Source organism: Streptomyces sp. NPDC093097, from assembly GCF_044754325.1.
GTDB lineage: Bacteria > Actinomycetota > Actinomycetes > Streptomycetales > Streptomycetaceae > Streptomyces.
On sequence record NZ_JBIVOW010000034.1, the window covers coordinates 20,212 to 34,663 of the forward strand.

11 protein-coding genes are annotated in these 14,452 nt (G+C 70.8%); 6 read left to right on the forward strand and 5 right to left on the reverse strand.

All coding sequences use genetic code 11. The annotated features are described in order from the left end of the window. Positions 1-164: 164 nt before the first annotated feature. Both ACIQE0_RS36060 and ACIQE0_RS36065 read right to left on the reverse strand, forming a co-directional pair. Positions 165-974 (reverse strand): hypothetical protein, encoded by an 810-nt coding sequence (locus tag ACIQE0_RS36060; RefSeq protein ID WP_402339898.1) that lies wholly within the window; start codon positions 972-974, stop codon positions 165-167. A 209-nt stretch (positions 975-1,183) separates the two neighbouring features. Next, on the reverse strand, positions 1,184-1,723 hold the full coding sequence (locus tag ACIQE0_RS36065; RefSeq protein ID WP_366332401.1) for a pyridoxamine 5'-phosphate oxidase: 540 nt from the start codon (positions 1,721-1,723) through the stop codon (positions 1,184-1,186). 168 nt (positions 1,724-1,891) lie between these two features. Between ACIQE0_RS36065 and ACIQE0_RS36070 the strand changes: the two genes are divergently transcribed. From ACIQE0_RS36070 to cseC, 5 genes are all read left to right on the forward strand, one after another. Beyond that, on the forward strand, positions 1,892-2,851 hold the full coding sequence (locus ACIQE0_RS36070) for an A/G-specific adenine glycosylase (protein ID WP_366332402.1): 960 nt from the start codon (positions 1,892-1,894) through the stop codon (positions 2,849-2,851). A gap of 517 nt (positions 2,852-3,368) precedes the next feature. Further along, a complete protein-coding gene (locus ACIQE0_RS36075; protein ID WP_366332516.1) occupies positions 3,369-3,920 on the forward strand; it encodes a SigE family RNA polymerase sigma factor in 552 nt (183 codons plus the stop codon). Between the two features lie 241 nt (positions 3,921-4,161). Then, a complete protein-coding gene (locus tag ACIQE0_RS36080; protein ID WP_402339903.1) occupies positions 4,162-4,815 on the forward strand; it encodes a hypothetical protein in 654 nt (217 codons plus the stop codon). Between the two features lie 8 nt (positions 4,816-4,823). Next, positions 4,824-5,534: a two-component system response regulator CseB gene (cseB, locus tag ACIQE0_RS36085; RefSeq protein ID WP_366332404.1), complete on the forward strand. Its 711-nt coding sequence runs from the start codon at positions 4,824-4,826 to the stop codon at positions 5,532-5,534. Positions 5,535-5,542: 8 nt separating this feature from the next. Next, the gene (gene cseC / locus ACIQE0_RS36090) at positions 5,543-6,847 is read left to right on the forward strand and encodes a two-component system sensor histidine kinase CseC (protein ID WP_366332405.1); all 1,305 of its coding nucleotides are present in this window, start codon (positions 5,543-5,545) and stop codon (positions 6,845-6,847) included. Between the two features lie 214 nt (positions 6,848-7,061). Here cseC and ACIQE0_RS36095 read toward each other — a convergent pair whose 3' ends face one another. Next, entirely contained in the window at positions 7,062-8,669 is a 1,608-nt protein-coding gene (locus tag ACIQE0_RS36095) for an MDR family MFS transporter (RefSeq protein ID WP_402339907.1), read from the reverse strand. A 204-nt stretch (positions 8,670-8,873) separates the two neighbouring features. Here ACIQE0_RS36095 and ACIQE0_RS36100 point away from each other — a divergent pair, with 204 nt between their 5' ends. Next, positions 8,874-9,461 carry a TetR/AcrR family transcriptional regulator gene (locus ACIQE0_RS36100; RefSeq protein ID WP_402339910.1) on the forward strand — a complete coding sequence of 196 codons (588 nt, stop codon included), beginning with the start codon at positions 8,874-8,876 and terminating at the stop codon, positions 9,459-9,461. Between the two features lie 11 nt (positions 9,462-9,472). Here ACIQE0_RS36100 and ACIQE0_RS36105 read toward each other — a convergent pair whose 3' ends face one another. Continuing rightward, positions 9,473-10,165, reverse strand: coding sequence for a M23 family metallopeptidase (locus ACIQE0_RS36105; protein WP_402339913.1), 693 nt, complete (start codon positions 10,163-10,165; stop codon positions 9,473-9,475). Positions 10,166-11,495: 1,330 nt separating this feature from the next. Continuing rightward, entirely contained in the window at positions 11,496-14,021 is a 2,526-nt protein-coding gene (locus ACIQE0_RS36110) for an ATP-dependent Clp protease ATP-binding subunit (protein WP_366332409.1), read from the reverse strand. Between the last annotated feature and the right edge of the window lie 431 nt (positions 14,022-14,452).

Genomic DNA, 14,452 nt, shown 5'->3' on the forward strand with positions numbered 1-14,452 from the left:
ACACGCCCTGGCGCACCCCGCTCGGACCGGTACGCGCAGGGGCGGCCCGTTCCCCGGCCAGTTCCACCGCCGGCCCCGCGGGCCCCTCCGGACCGGCCCTCCGCACCAGGCCGTCCGACGCCGGCCCGGCGCCCTGGACGCCCCTCGGCGGCCGGCCCCGGCCGTCAGTCCTTGGCCAGTTCGAACGTCGTGTGCACCGCCGTCAGCCCCGGCACCTTCGCCTCGATCAGGTACGTGCCGGCCGGCACCGTCGCCGCGCTCGGCGTCTCGCACTGGGGGCCGCTGGCCCGGCGGTCCCAGGCGACGGTGCGGGTCACCGTGCCCTTGGCGGGCACCTGGAGCAGCGCCGGGGAGCTGCTCGACGGACAGTCGCCGGAGGCCCACACCCGGTCGTCACCCGCGGTGTCGGTGATGGTGAGCACCGCCGCCTTGCGTCCGAGGTCCACCTTGCAGGCCGCGCCACCGGAGTTGTGCACGGCCAGCTCGAACTTCGGCTTGTCGTCCGGCCCGTAGGAGTCCTTGACGCTGCGCAGCTTCAACTCCACGGTGTCCGAGGCGCAGTTGGCGAGCGACGGGCCCGCCGCGACGGGGGAGTCGTCGCCCGCGGCCTGGCCGATCGGGGTGCCGCCGGAGCCGGCGCCGCCCGCCGCGGAACCGCCGCCTCCGCCGCCCGCGCCGCCACCGCCCGTGGAGCCGCCTCCGGAGCCCGAGGACCCGCCGCCCGACTCGTCGCGGCCACCGGGCTTTTGACTGATCGCCGGTCCGCTGGGCGCGGGTCCCGGTGTGATGGAGGCGGCGGGTCCGGATCCTTGCGCGCCCTTGCCCTCGGCCGCCGTCCTGTCCTCACCCCCGCCCATGGTGAGCACCCACACCACCAGGGCGGCCAGGAGGACGACGACGGCCAGCGCAACGGCCCTCCGCCGCCAGTAGATGGAGGAGGGAAGCGGCCCGATCGGATTGCGCAGTGATCCCACGCTGAAACTCTACGAGAGATCCGGACCGGCACCGGCCAGTACCCGCCGCATCGGACAGCAACTTTTCCCATCATCAGCCCGGTGACCGTGCGTACATGCCCACACCAGCGCTTTTCCGCAACGCGCCACCGCCCAACGCCGGCCGTGCCCGCGGCGCACGCCCCGCACCCCGCCGACCGCCGACGCGCCGTCCCGCCCCCTCAGGAGGGCTACGCCCGCCACTCCTCCTTGTGGCCAAAACCCTGCGCGTTGTCGATCAACCGCAGCCAGTCCGGGCGCAGTTCCCACAGCGCGGTCCGCTCCAGGGCCGCGCGCAGCCGCGCGTCGGCCGCGACGAAGGGGAAGCGGGCGGTGTAGACGCGCCATCCGGCGTCCCGCTCGTCCCCGCTCAACGGGCGGCATCCGCCCCGCCCCTGAATGCCGGTCAGCCCGCTCCACTCCTGGCCGTCCCGCTGCGCCGTGAACGCCACCCGCGCACCGGGCTCCCCCAGGGCCCGGCCGTGCCGGGTGCTCGCGGAGGTGACGAAGTACAGCACCGGCGCCCCGTCGGCGGCCTCCCCGGCGGCGTAGAGCACCGCGCACGCCTGCGGCCCGTCCTCGTCCGCGTACGCCAGCGTCACGGTGGTGTGCGTGTCCAGCGCCCGCCGGATGCCGGCCGGGCAGGCCCCGCCGCCGGCCGCGCCCCCGCTCGCTCCCCCGGTCTCTTCCGCCCGGCCCCCGGCGCCCTGTGTACCGCTCGTCTCCTCCATGACTGCATCCTCGTACGCCCCTGTCGCCTCACGCGCACCGGCCCGCGGCCCGGTGGCCGGTGCCGCTCCCTGGGAGCCCCGCCCCTTCCTGCGTGTGGGTGGGCGCACGGCGGGGCGGGGCGGGTGCGTTCCCCGGGGGCGGGCGGGCGTGCCAGGATCGGCAGTGCCATGACTTCCACGCCTGCCATTCCCAGTGCCATGACCGCCGTCGCCGAGAACGCCTCCGCCGCCGCATCGGCCGCGGGGGCCACGGACGGGACCGGGCTGCACGGCCCGGTCACCGACTGGTTCGCCGAGCACGCCCGCGATCTGCCCTGGCGCCGCCCCGAGGCGGGCGCCTGGGGCGTGATGGTGAGCGAGTTCATGCTCCAGCAGACCCCGGTCAGCCGCGTGCTGCCGGTGTACGAGCAGTGGCTGGCCCGCTGGCCCCGGCCCGCCGACCTCGCCGCGGAGCCGCCCGGCGAGGCGGTGCGCGCCTGGGGCCGGCTCGGCTATCCGCGGCGCGCGCTGCGGCTGCACGCCGCGGCCTCCGCCATACAGGAGCGCCACGGCGGCGACGTCCCCCGTGAGCACGCCCAGCTGCTGGCTCTGCCCGGCGTCGGCGAGTACACCGCGGCGGCCGTCGCCTCCTTCGCCTACGGGCAGCGGCACGCGGTACTGGACACCAACGTGCGGCGGGTCTTCGCCCGCGCGGTCACCGGCCGCCAGTACCCGCCGAACGCCACCACCGCCGCCGAGCGCAAGCTCGCCCGTGCCCTGCTCCCCGAGGACGAGGGCCTCGCGGCCCGCTGGGCCGCGGCCACGATGGAGCTGGGCGCCCTGGTCTGCACCGCGCGCGGCCCGGAGTGCCACCGCTGCCCGATCGTCGCCCAGTGCGCCTGGCGGCTGGCCGGTTCGCCGGCCCATGAGGGTCCGCCGCGCCGCACCCAGGCCTACGCCGGGACCGACCGCCAGGTGCGCGGCAAGCTGCTGGCCGTGCTGCGCGAGGCGGTCGCGCCGGTGCCGCAGGGCGTCCTGGACCAGGTGTGGGACGAGCCGATCCAGCGGGCCCGCGCCCTGGACGGCCTGGTCTCGGACGGTCTGGTGGAGCCACTGGGCGGCGGCCGCTACCGCCTGCCGCACTCCTGATCCACCGGACGGTTGCGTCACCTCGCGGTTCCGTCCGGGCGCAGTCGCCCAGGTCACGGTCCCGTCAGGTGACGCCGGCGGCGTTCCGTACGTCTTCACGGGCGCGGTCCCTCTCCAGGGGCCGCGCCCGTCGGCTTCTCCCCACCGGGGACGGGAGGCGGCACAACACATCGCCAGCAGAAACCGAACTCCCGCGGAACTGACCGAAAAGGCGCCCCAATAAGGCGCGTTCCCTCGCTCTTCGGCCGTCGCGGGCGCATGTCGCGCTCCGCCGTAGGACCTTCGCCCCCCTCGGCGGGGGTCTGCCGTCCGTCCGGAGTATGACGGCGTGGCGGCCCTTGTCCGCCCGAGGTATGACCCCCGGCGCGCTGTTACACAACCGACGGTCTTCCGTGCCCTCCTTGAGGGGCCGACGCACATTACGCCGCAACACCCCCTCCGTAGCGTCATTCCCGTGCTGGAGATGACCACCGGCACGGACAACGCGGGGAAACGTAAGCGGATCGGAGGCGTCGGAATGGCGACCAGCGGCGGCAAGGTACTGGACTTCGAAGAGTACGTGCGGACCCGGCAGGATGCCCTGCTGCGCAGTGCCCGGCGCCTGGTGCCGGATCCGGTCGACGCCCAGGACCTGCTGCAGACGGCCCTCGTCCGCACCTACGGCCGCTGGGACGGCATCGCGGACAAGTCGCTGGCGGACGCCTACCTCCGCCGCGTCATGATCAACACCCGTACCGAGTGGTGGCGCGCCCGCAAGCTGGAAGAGGTGCCCACCGAGCAGCTCCCGGACGCCAGCGTCGACGACGGCAGCGAGCAGCGCGCCGACCGGGCCCTGCTGATGGACATCCTCGGCGTGCTCGCCCCCAAGCAGCGCAGCGTCGTCGTGCTGCGTCACTGGGAGCAGATGAGCACCGAGGAGACCGCGGCCGCCCTCGGCATGTCCACCGGCACCGTCAAGAGCACCCTGCACCGGGCCCTGGCCCGCCTCCGCCAGGAGCTGGAGAGCCGTGACATAGACGCCCGGGTGCTGGAGCGCGGGGAGCAGGAGCGGGAGCGGTGCGCGGCCTGACCGGCGGCGCAGGGGGAAGCACGGCCGGCGGCCCGGTCCGCGGCGCACGCCGCGCCGGCGGCGGCCCGGCAGGCGACGTAACCAAGCCCACAGCCCGGCTCACAGCTTGGCGCGCGACAATTTCCACAGGAACAGCGGCCGGGGGCACGGCGACGACAGGATCGGCGGCTGTGCGAGCGGCACGGTGAGCGGGAGCGGATTGTCCAGATACAGGCTGACCAGAGGCCTGACCAGAGGCGGTTTGAGCAAGGGCGGCGCGGCCACGGCGGGGGTGGCCGCCGTCGGCCTTTTGCTGGCCGGGTGCACCCCCGGTGGCGAGGGCATCCGCAAGGAGGGCTCCGCCAGCCACACCCCCGCGCCCCGGGGCGCGATGAGCGCCACCCCGGCGCCCGCGCCGAGCACGCGCTACAAGAAGGTCAACGCGGTCCGGCTGCTCACCGGCGACCCCAAGGTCAGCGCGGATGTGAAGCGGGCCGTCGCCAAGCCCTGCGCGGCGCACGAGTACCCCATCGAAGTGACCTACGCCTCACTGACCGGCAACAAGTCCCCCGACGTGATCGTCAACGTCATGACCTGTGCGGACTCCGTCGGCCTCGGCGCGTACGTCTACCGGGAGCGGTCCGGTTCCCGGGGCGGGTATGACAACGTGTACGCGAACGAGCAGCCGTCGGTCTACGCCGGGGTGGACAAGGGCGAGCTGGAGGTCTCCAAGCAGACCTACGAACCGGGCGACAAGGTGTGCTGCCCGTCGGGGGAAGATGTGATGACGTACCGCTGGGCGAACGACCGCTTCGCCGAGTACGACCGTTACCACACCGATTACAGCAAGACCACCGTCGACGAGGCGCCGGACGACGCCGGCGCCGACCTCGGCGCCACGGCATCGGAGGGTTGAGAAACCGCATGGCCGACACCCACGTGCTCTTCGTCGAGGACGACGACGTCATCCGCGAAGCCACCCAACTCGCGCTGGAGCGGGACGGCTTCGTGGTCACCGCCATGCCCGACGGGCTCGCGGGCCTGGAGGCGTTCCGCGCCAACCGCCCCGACATCGCCCTGCTCGACGTCATGGTGCCGGGGCTCGACGGCGTGAGCCTGTGCCGCCGGATCCGCGACGAGTCCACCGTCCCCGTGATCATGCTGTCGGCGCGCGCCGACTCCATCGACGTGGTGCTCGGCCTGGAGGCCGGCGCCGACGACTACGTCACCAAGCCGTTCGACGGCGCGGTGCTGGTCGCCCGCATCCGGGCGGTGCTGCGCCGCTTCGGCCACGCCAGCGGGCCGGACCGCGCCGGCGCCGGCGCCGCGGAGGACGACGGCCTCACGGAGACGCTGCTGCGCTTCGGCGACCTGGAGGTCGACACCGAGGGCATGGAGGTCCGCAAGGGCGGCGTGACGGTGGCGCTGACGCCGACCGAGATGCGGCTGCTGCTGGAGTTCTCCACCGCGCCGAACACCGTCCTCTCCCGCGACCGGCTGCTGGAGCGGGTCTGGGACTACGGCTGGGGCGGCGACACCCGGGTCGTGGACGTCCACGTCCAGCGGCTGCGCGGCAAGATCGGCCAGGACCGGATCGAGACGGTCCGCGGCTTCGGCTACAAGCTGAGAGGCTGACGCCGCAGGTGGTCAGGCTGGCCCTGCGAACGGGCCTGAGATGGAAGCTCAGCGCCGCGATCGCGCTCGTGGGGGCGCTGGTCGCGGTGGCGTTGAGCCTTGTCGTGCACAACGCCGCGCGGGTCTCCATGCTCGACAACAGCCGTGACGTCCAGATAGAGCGCCTCACCTTCACGCAGAAGATCTACGAGTCCACCAACCGCCTCCAGTTCGGCGCGAAGATCGACGACCCGGCGCTGCCGCGGCCGCTCCGCAAGGAGGTCGGCGAGGGCGACCGGGCCACGTACCTGGAGGACACCGGCCACACCGCGCCCGAGGTGTGGGCCGCCTCGCCGCTCGGCAACGGGCGGGTGCTGTCGATCCACGACCGCTTCCCCGACCGGTTCCAGGTGCTGGACGACCTGGACCAGGCGCTGCTGCTCGGCTCCACGGCGGTGGTCGTCGGCGGGTGCGCGCTGGGCGTCCTGGTGGGCGGCCGGCTGTCGAAGCGGCTGCGGAAGGCCGCGGCGGCGGCCGGGAAGCTGGCGGACGGGGACACCTCGGTCCGGATCCGCGACGAGGTGGGCGGTGGCCGGGTCCGCGACGAGACGGACGATCTGGCATGGGCGGTGGACGCCATGTCCGACGCCCTCCAGCAGCGCATCGAGGCGGAGCGGCGGGTGACCGCGGACATCGCGCACGAGCTGCGGACGCCCGTGACGGGGCTGCTGACGGCGGCCGAACTGCTGCCGCCCGGGCGGCCCTCGGAGCTGGTCCGGGACCGGGCGCAGGCGATGCGGACGCTGGTCGAGGACGTGCTGGAGGTGGCCCGTCTCGACGGCCATGCCGAGCGGGCCGAGCTCCAGGACGTGGCGCTGGGCGAGTTCGTCACGCGGCGGGTCCGCGCCCTCGACGCCGGCGTCACCGTCGAGGTGATCCGCGACGCCGACGTCTCCACCGACCCCCGCCGCCTCGAACGCATCCTGGGCAACCTGATCGCCAACGCCTCCCGGCACGGCAAGCCGCCCATCGAGGTCACGGTCGAGGGCCGCGTCATCCGGGTCCGCGACCACGGCTCCGGCTTCCCGGAGGCCCTGCTCCGCGAGGGCCCCAGCCGCTTCCGCACCGGCAGCAGCGACCGGGCCGGCGTCGGCCACGGCCTCGGCCTGACCATCGCGGTCGGCCAGGCCCGCGTCCTGGGCGCCCGGCTCACCTTCCGCAACGCCGACGAACTGACGGACGGCTCGACGGGGGCGGTGTCGGTGCTGTGGCTCCCGGAGAACGCGCCTACGGCCACCGGGAGTTTCCCGGTGATCCAGCTGCCGGAGCGCTGACGACTCGGGGCGGCCCCGCCGGCCTGCGACCCCGCCCCCTCCGCCGCCACTTGGGGCCCATGGGCCCCGGCCGGCGCTCGCACCCCCGGCCGCCGACCGATCGGCGTCCGTCGGGGCCGTCGCGGACGGGCCATCGATCGGCGCCTGAACGGCGAACGGCCCCCGGCGCGCGCAACGGGGCGCGTACCAGGGGCCATTCGTATGCCGTAGGTCGTCAGACGGCCTCGGGGACCGCCACCCGCTCCTCCGGAGCCTCCGGCTCCGTCGGCTTGGCGGCCGGGCCGCCGCGCAGCGGGATCTCCTTGAGGAACCACGCCGCGGCGAAGCCGATGACGCTGATGAGCGCGCCCCACAGGAAGACCTGGTGGGCACCGTTCGCCACCGCGTGCGCGTAGGCGTCCTTCACCGGCGCCGGCAGCTTGGTCAGGGCCTTGGGGTCCATCTGGGCGCCGCCGCCGGTCATCTTCTGGCCGGCCACCGCGCCGAGCTTCTCGATCATCGTCGACTTCACCTGGTCGGCGAAGACCGCGCCCATGATCGCGACGCCGAACGAGCCGCCGATCGTACGGAACAGGGTGGCCGACGAGGAGCCGACGCCCATGTCCCGCAGTTCGACGCTGTTCTGGGCGATCAGCATCGTCGTCTGCATCAGGAAGCCCATACCGGCGCCGAGGACGGCCATGTAGAGGCCGGACGTGAAGCGCGTGGTCGTGGTGTCCATCAGGGACAGCAGGAACAGGCCCACGGTGATCAGGGCGCCGCCGCTGGTGACGAAGATCTTGTACTTGCCGGACGTGGTGGTGACCCGGCCCGCGACCAGCGAGACCGCCATCATCGACAGCAGCATCGGCAGCAGCAGGAGGCCGGAGTTGGTCGCCGAGGCGCCCTGCACGGTCTGCTGGTAGAGCGGCAGGAAGGTCATCGAGCCGAACATCACGAAGCCGACCAGGAAGCCGATCACGGTGACCAGCGAGAAGTTGCCGTTGCGGAAGATCCGCAGCGGCACCACCGGGTCGCTGACCTTGCGCTCGACGAGGACGAAGGCGACGAGCGCGACGACGGCCAGGACGCCCAGGCCCACGATCTGCTTCGACAGCCAGTCGTACTCGGTGCCGCCCCAGGTGGTGAGCAGCACCAGCGAGGTGATGCCGATGGTCAGCAGGGCCGCGCCCGCGTAGTCGATCCGGGTCTGGGACCGCTTCTTCGGCAGGTGCAGCACCGCGCCGACCGCGATCAGGGCGATCGCGCCGAGCGGCAGGTTGATGTAGAAGCTCCAGCGCCAGCCGAGGTGGTCGGTGATGGTGCCGCCGACCAGCGGGCCGCCGATCATCGCGACGGCCATGACGCCGGCCATCATGCCCTGGTACTTGCCGCGCTCCCGCGGCGGGATCAGATCACCGATGATCGCCATGACGCCGACCATCAGGCCGCCCGCGCCCAGACCCTGGACGGCGCGGAAACCGATCAGCTGGCCCATGTCCTGCGCCATACCGGAGAGCGCCGAGCCGATCAGGAAGATCACGATGGACGTCAGGAAGACGCCCTTCCGGCCGTACATGTCGCCGAGCTTGCCCCAGATCGGGGTCGAGGCGGCGGTGGCCAGGGTGTAGGCGGTGACGACCCACGACAGGTGGGACAGTCCGCCCAGTTCACCGACGATCGTCGGCATCGCGGTGCCGACGATCATGTTGTCCAGCATCGCGAGCAGCATCGCGATCATCAGCGCGAAGAGCACCGTGCGTACGCTGGCGGGCTGTTTGCCCGTGCTCTGCGCTGGTTCCTGTGCTTCCCCCGTCGGGGTCGCGGTGCGCGACGTCCCCATTCTTACCCCATCCGTTCTTACTTACTTGCCGCCCGGCTAGTTTTTTGTGCGGTAAGAAGGTAGAAGAGTTACTAGCCGGGCGTCAAGTAAGTTTCTGACGCCAGGGGTGGGTAGGTCACTGACCAGCGGGGCAGCAGATGATTGCTGGGGAAAACGGGCCGTCGCAGGCCCCGCACCGACAACGCCGTCACGCAGGAGAACAGCATGAGCAGCGCATCACAGCCGCGCAGGAGGAACACCCGCCAGCGCATCCAGGACGTCGCCCTGGAGCTGTTCTCCGAGCATGGCTACGAGAAGACCTCGTTGCGCGAGATCGCCGAGCGGCTCGATGTCACCAAGGCCGCGCTCTACTACCACTTCAAGACCAAGGAAGACATCGTCGTCAGCCTCTTCGAGGACCTGTGCCGGCCCATCGACGAGCTGATCGCCTGGGCGCAGGAGCAGCCGCGCACGCTGGAGACCAAGCAGGAGGTCATCCGCCGCTACCACCAGTCGCTGCGCTCCTCGGAGTCCCTCTTCCGCTTCATGCAGGAGAACCAGGCCACGGTGCGGGACCTGACCATCGGCCTGCGCTTCAAGGAGCGGATGCTGACCCTCTACGACCTGCTCAAGGACGACGACGCCGATCTGGTCGACCAAGTGCGGTGCATCACGGCGCTGTTCGCCATGCACGCGGGGATGTTCGCCATGCAGAACGTGCTCGGCGACCCTGAGGAGAAGCGCGAAGCCATCCTCAGGGTCGCCACAGAACTGGTCACGGCGGCCAACCCGCCGAGCCGCCGGCCAGCTTGACCGGACTCAGCTCAGACAGCGCCGCCGTGAGCCCGCAGGAATCCGGTCGGCTCGATGCCCGACCCGTAGTTGGGGCCGGTGCGGACCTCGAAGTGCAGGTGCGGGCCGGTGGAGTTGCCGGTGCTGCCGGACAGACCGATCTGCTGGCCGGTCGACACCTGCTGACCGACGTGGACGTGGATCTGTGACAGGTGCGCGTACTGGGTGTACATGCCGTTGGGGTGCTTGATCACGATCGCGTTGCCGTAGGCCGGACCGTCACCGCCACCGTTCGGACCGGCCTTGACGACCGTGCCCTGGTGGACGGCGTTGACCTTGGTGCCGGTCGGCACGACGAAGTCCTGACCGCTGTGCTTGTGCGCCCAGTGGCTGCCGTTGATGCCGAACGGCTGGCCGATGACGTAGTCCTCGACCGGCTTCACCCAGCCGTTGGCCTTCACGGCCTCGCGCTTCACGGCGTCGCGCTTGGCCTTCTCGGCGGCGGCCTTGGCGTCCTTGGCGGCCTTGGCCTGCGCGTCGGCCTGCGCGGCGACGGTCTTGCCGGTGTCCGCGGACAGACCCAGCAGCCCGCCGTCGGCGGCGACGGCGACACCGGCGCCCAGCGCGGCGGTCAGACCGGCACCGGCGGCCACGACGGCCACGCGGTTACGCAGCGCGGACTTGGCGGCCTTCTTGGAATTGCGTATCGCGGCAAACTTCGACATGCGGGTTTTCCTCCAGGGAGAAGAGAGTGGTTTTCCCGGCTGCGGACCGGTATCGCCATTCCTTGGTAACCCGCCTCAACCCTGACGCCAAGCCCCCCTTTCTACTACCGCCACCCATAAGATCCGGAGTCCCCCGAAGGCCACCCCACCCCTACCTCGATCACCCCACACACCCACCCTCACCAGCACCTTCACCCCTCCCCACCCTCCTCCTCCCCCACCCCGCAATTCCCCTAAGCGCACTAGTAGAGGCCAAATTCCTGTGCGCCATGTCACGAGATTCCGCCGCCTTGAAGTGACCCGGACTACACAATCCCAAAGGGCAATGTGACCCGCGTTACCGGAAATACTGTGACCCGGGTTACGTAAATTCGGATCACCTCCGATCGGTTCCTATCGACCGGGCACCACGAAATCCAAAAACGCCTGACCGGGGTCCGTCCACCCCTCTGACCCGATCCGGCCATACGAGCCTGGCGGCCACCTGCGACCGGCCACCGACCCCCCGCCACGAAGAACGCCCCTCTCAGGCCCTCCCGCCCCGTGCCCCTCCCCACCCCCCTGACGGCTCCCTGTCCGCCGGCTGCCCACACTCCGGCGCCCAACCCGGCCGCCTCGGACACCGTCGCCCCCGGCCGCCTGGACGCCTGGCCGCCTACGAGCAGCCCCCAGGCACCACCGTCTCCGCCGCCGCCCCCAGGGCCCCGCCCCGACCGCCTTCCGCCCCTCCACCGCAGCGGCTCCTCCACGAACCCGCCCGGCGGAAGGACCTGGTCCGCATAACGGTGACACAGGCCCGCCCAAGCGAACGGGCGGAACTATTACGGGGGTTGCTCGCCAGGAACGAACTCCGCACCGACCTGCCGGCCAAGGCACGCCTGGAACATGCGACAAAGATCGACCCGACAGCACGGAAGGAGACCATGAACGAGCACGCGCGATTTTTCCGCCACGCGATCACGAGAAGTCGGAACTGCTCATCGAAGGGGGACCCACCGTCCTGGAACTGCTCCCCCGCCCTTGCGGATTGACTGACGACGAGGCCCAGGAAATCGTGCACACTGCTGCCGCCCTCGGCGCAGACACTGCCGTTGAATGCGTCAAGCGGTTCCGCGATCGCTCTTCATCGACTGCCCGCCTCACACCAGGAACCAGTCGGCAGCAATTCGACACCACCCGCTACGCGGAAGAAGTCATCCGACGCCTCATTACCACCACGAATGTCACGGTCACCTCACCCGCCGAACCGTCCCCGCTCGCGCATGAGTGGCCAAACGCAAAGCCGCCCCGGAACCTGCGAGAGGTTCCGGGGCGGCTGCGTATCTCGGGACTACGCGTCCTTGCTCAGGTTGGGACCCGAGCCGCCCGTCGCGGACTCCACCGGCGGGGCGCTCGGCACCGCCGACTTCTCCTCGCCGCGGAAGGTGAACTTGGCGGACTCGCCCTCGCCCTCCACGTCGACGACCACGATGTGGCCCGGACGCAGCTCGTTGAAGAGGATCTTCTCCGAGAGGGCGTCCTCGATCTCGCGCTGGATCGTGCGGCGCAGCGGACGGGCGCCGAGCACCGGGTCGTACCCGCGCTTGGCCAGCATCGACTTGGCCTCGCCACTGAGCTCGATGCCCATGTCGCGGTCCTTGAGCCGCTCGTCCACCTTGGCGATCATCAGGTCGACGATCTGGATGATGTCTTCCTGCGACAGCTGGTGGAAGACCACCGTGTCGTCGACACGGTTGAGGAACTCGGGCCGGAAGTGCTGCTTGAGCTCTTCGTTGACCTTGGCCTTCATCCGCTCGTAGCCGGTCTTGACGTCGCCCTGGGCGGCGAAGCCCAGGTTGAAGCCCTTGGAGATGTCCCGGGTGCCGAGGTTGGTGGTCATGATGATGACCGTGTTCTTGAAGTCCACGACCCGGCCCTGGGAGTCGGTCAGACGGCCGTCCTCCAGGATCTGCAGCAGCGAGTTGAAGATGTCCGGGTGGGCCTTCTCGACCTCGTCGAAGAGGACGACGGAGAACGGCTTGCGGCGGACCTTCTCGGTCAGCTGGCCGCCCTCTTCGTAGCCCACGTAGCCGGGAGGCGAACCGAAGAGCCGGGAGACCGTGTGCTTCTCGCTGAACTCCGACATGTCGAGGGAGATCAGCGCGTCCTCGTCGCCGAAGAGGAACTCGGCGAGCGTCTTGGACAGCTCGGTCTTACCGACACCGGACGGACCGGCGAAGATGAACGAACCACCGGGACGCTTGGGGTCCTTCAGACCGGCACGCGTACGACGGATGGCCTGCGAGAGCGCCTTGATGGCGTCCTTCTGGCCGATGACGCGCTTGTGCAGCTCGTCTTCCATCCGCAGGAGCCGGCTGGACTCCTCCTCGGTGAGCTTGAAGACCGGGATACCCGTCGCCGTGGCCAGGACCTCGGCGATCAGCTCCTCGTCGACCTCGGCGACGACGTCCATGTCGCCGGCCTTCCACTCCTTCTCCCGCTTCGCCTTCGCGGCCAGGAGCTGCTTCTCCTTGTCGCGCAGGCCGGCGGCCATCTCGAAGTCCTGCGAGTCGATCGCGGACTCCTTCTCGCGGCGCACGTCGGCGATCTTCTCGTCGAACTCGCGGAGGTCCGGCGGCGCGGTCATCCGGCGGATGCGCATCCGGGAGCCGGCCTCGTCGATCAGGTCGATCGCCTTGTCCGGGAGGAAGCGGTCGGAGATGTAGCGGTCGGCCAGGGTGGCCGCGGCGACCAGCGCGGCGTCCGTGATGGACACCCGGTGGTGCGCCTCGTAGCGGTCCCGCAGGCCCTTGAGGATCTCGATGGTGTGCGGCAGCGACGGCTCCGCGACCTGGATGGGCTGGAAGCGGCGCTCCAGGGCCGCGTCCTTCTCCAGGTGCTTGCGGTACTCGTCGAGCGTCGTCGCACCGATGGTCTGGAGCTCGCCGCGCGCCAGCATCGGCTTGAGGATGCTCGCCGCGTCGATGGCGCCCTCGGCGGCGCCCGCGCCGACCAGGGTGTGCAGCTCGTCGATGAACAGGATGATGTCGCCGCGGGTGCGGATCTCCTTGAGGACCTTCTTCAGGCGCTCTTCGAAGTCACCGCGGTACCGGGAGCCGGCGACCAGCGCGCCCAGGTCGAGGGTGTAGAGGTGCTTGTCCTTGAGGGTCTCGGGCACCTCGCCCTTGACGATGGCCTGCGCCAGGCCCTCGACGACCGCCGTCTTGCCGACACCGGGCTCGCCGATGAGGACCGGGTTGTTCTTGGTGCGGCGGGACAGCACCTGCATGACCCGCTCGATTTCCTTCTCGCGGCCGATGACCGGGTCGAGCTTGGTCTCCCGGGCGGCCTGCGTGAGGTTGCGGCCGAACTGGTCCAGGACGAGGGAGGTCGAGGGCGTGCCCTCGGCGGGACCGCCGGCGGTGGCGGCCTCCTTGCCCTGGTAGCCGGAGAGCAGCTGGATGACCTGCTGCCGCACCCGGTTCAGGTCGGCACCCAGCTTCACGAGGACCTGGGCGGCGACGCCCTCGCCCTCGCGGATCAGACCGAGCAGGATGTGCTCGGTGCCGATGTAGTTGTGGCCGAGCTGGAGGGCCTCGCGGAGCGACAGCTCCAGGACCTTCTTGGCACGGGGCGTGAAGGGGATGTGGCCGGACGGGGCCTGCTGGCCCTGGCCGATGATCTCCTCCACCTGCTGGCGGACCGCCTCAAGCGAAATGCCGAGGCTCTCCAGGGCCTTAGCGGCGACACCCTCACCCTCGTGGATCAGACCCAGGAGGATGTGTTCGGTGCCGATGTAGTTGTGGTTGAGCATCCGGGCTTCTTCCTGAGCCAGGACGACAACCCGCCGCGCACGGTCGGTGAACCTCTCGAACATCGTTAATCGCTCCTCAGAGCGGTCAGGCAGTTAGGGGTCGGTCCCCTCCCTGTCCTTCCGCATGCTAGTCCCGCAGGGCGGGACAGCTCATTCCAACTGCCGACACCCGTCCGGATCACCCCGCTCCGACGGGGAAATTTACTGCCGAACAGCTGACATCTGCTCCAACTCGATGGTGCGAGACGATGTTCCCGCAGGCCAGGCATATACGCATGCCACTACTACGCCCGTGGCGAACGCGGCCCCGGCCGACACACCGTCCGTCGCCGGCCAAAGGCGACGGCGAACTGCGGAGCGCGCCGGTCACAGCGCCTCTTCCCACTGAGACTTTCTTACCCGCTGCCGCTGACACTCCATGCGGCGCGAGCCTTTCCCCTCCGCTACGGGCGAACACCCGCACACCCCGAAACGCTCCCGCACACCCCGCCGCA

Coding starts and splice junctions, on each gene's coding strand:
- ACIQE0_RS36105 (WP_402339913.1), bottom strand. CDS start 10,165: ATGTCGAAGTTTGCCGCGATACGCAATTCCAAGAAGGCCGCCAAGTCC.
- cseB (WP_366332404.1), top strand. CDS start 4,824: ATGGCCGACACCCACGTGCTCTTCGTCGAGGACGACGACGTCATCCGC.
- ACIQE0_RS36095 (WP_402339907.1), bottom strand. CDS start 8,669: ATGGGGACGTCGCGCACCGCGACCCCGACGGGGGAAGCACAGGAACCA.
- ACIQE0_RS36065 (WP_366332401.1), bottom strand. CDS start 1,723: ATGGAGGAGACGAGCGGTACACAGGGCGCCGGGGGCCGGGCGGAAGAG.
- ACIQE0_RS36075 (WP_366332516.1), top strand. CDS start 3,369: ATGGCGACCAGCGGCGGCAAGGTACTGGACTTCGAAGAGTACGTGCGG.
- ACIQE0_RS36110 (WP_366332409.1), bottom strand. CDS start 14,021: ATGTTCGAGAGGTTCACCGACCGTGCGCGGCGGGTTGTCGTCCTGGCT.
- ACIQE0_RS36100 (WP_402339910.1), top strand. CDS start 8,874: ATGAGCAGCGCATCACAGCCGCGCAGGAGGAACACCCGCCAGCGCATC.
- ACIQE0_RS36070 (WP_366332402.1), top strand. CDS start 1,892: ATGACTTCCACGCCTGCCATTCCCAGTGCCATGACCGCCGTCGCCGAG.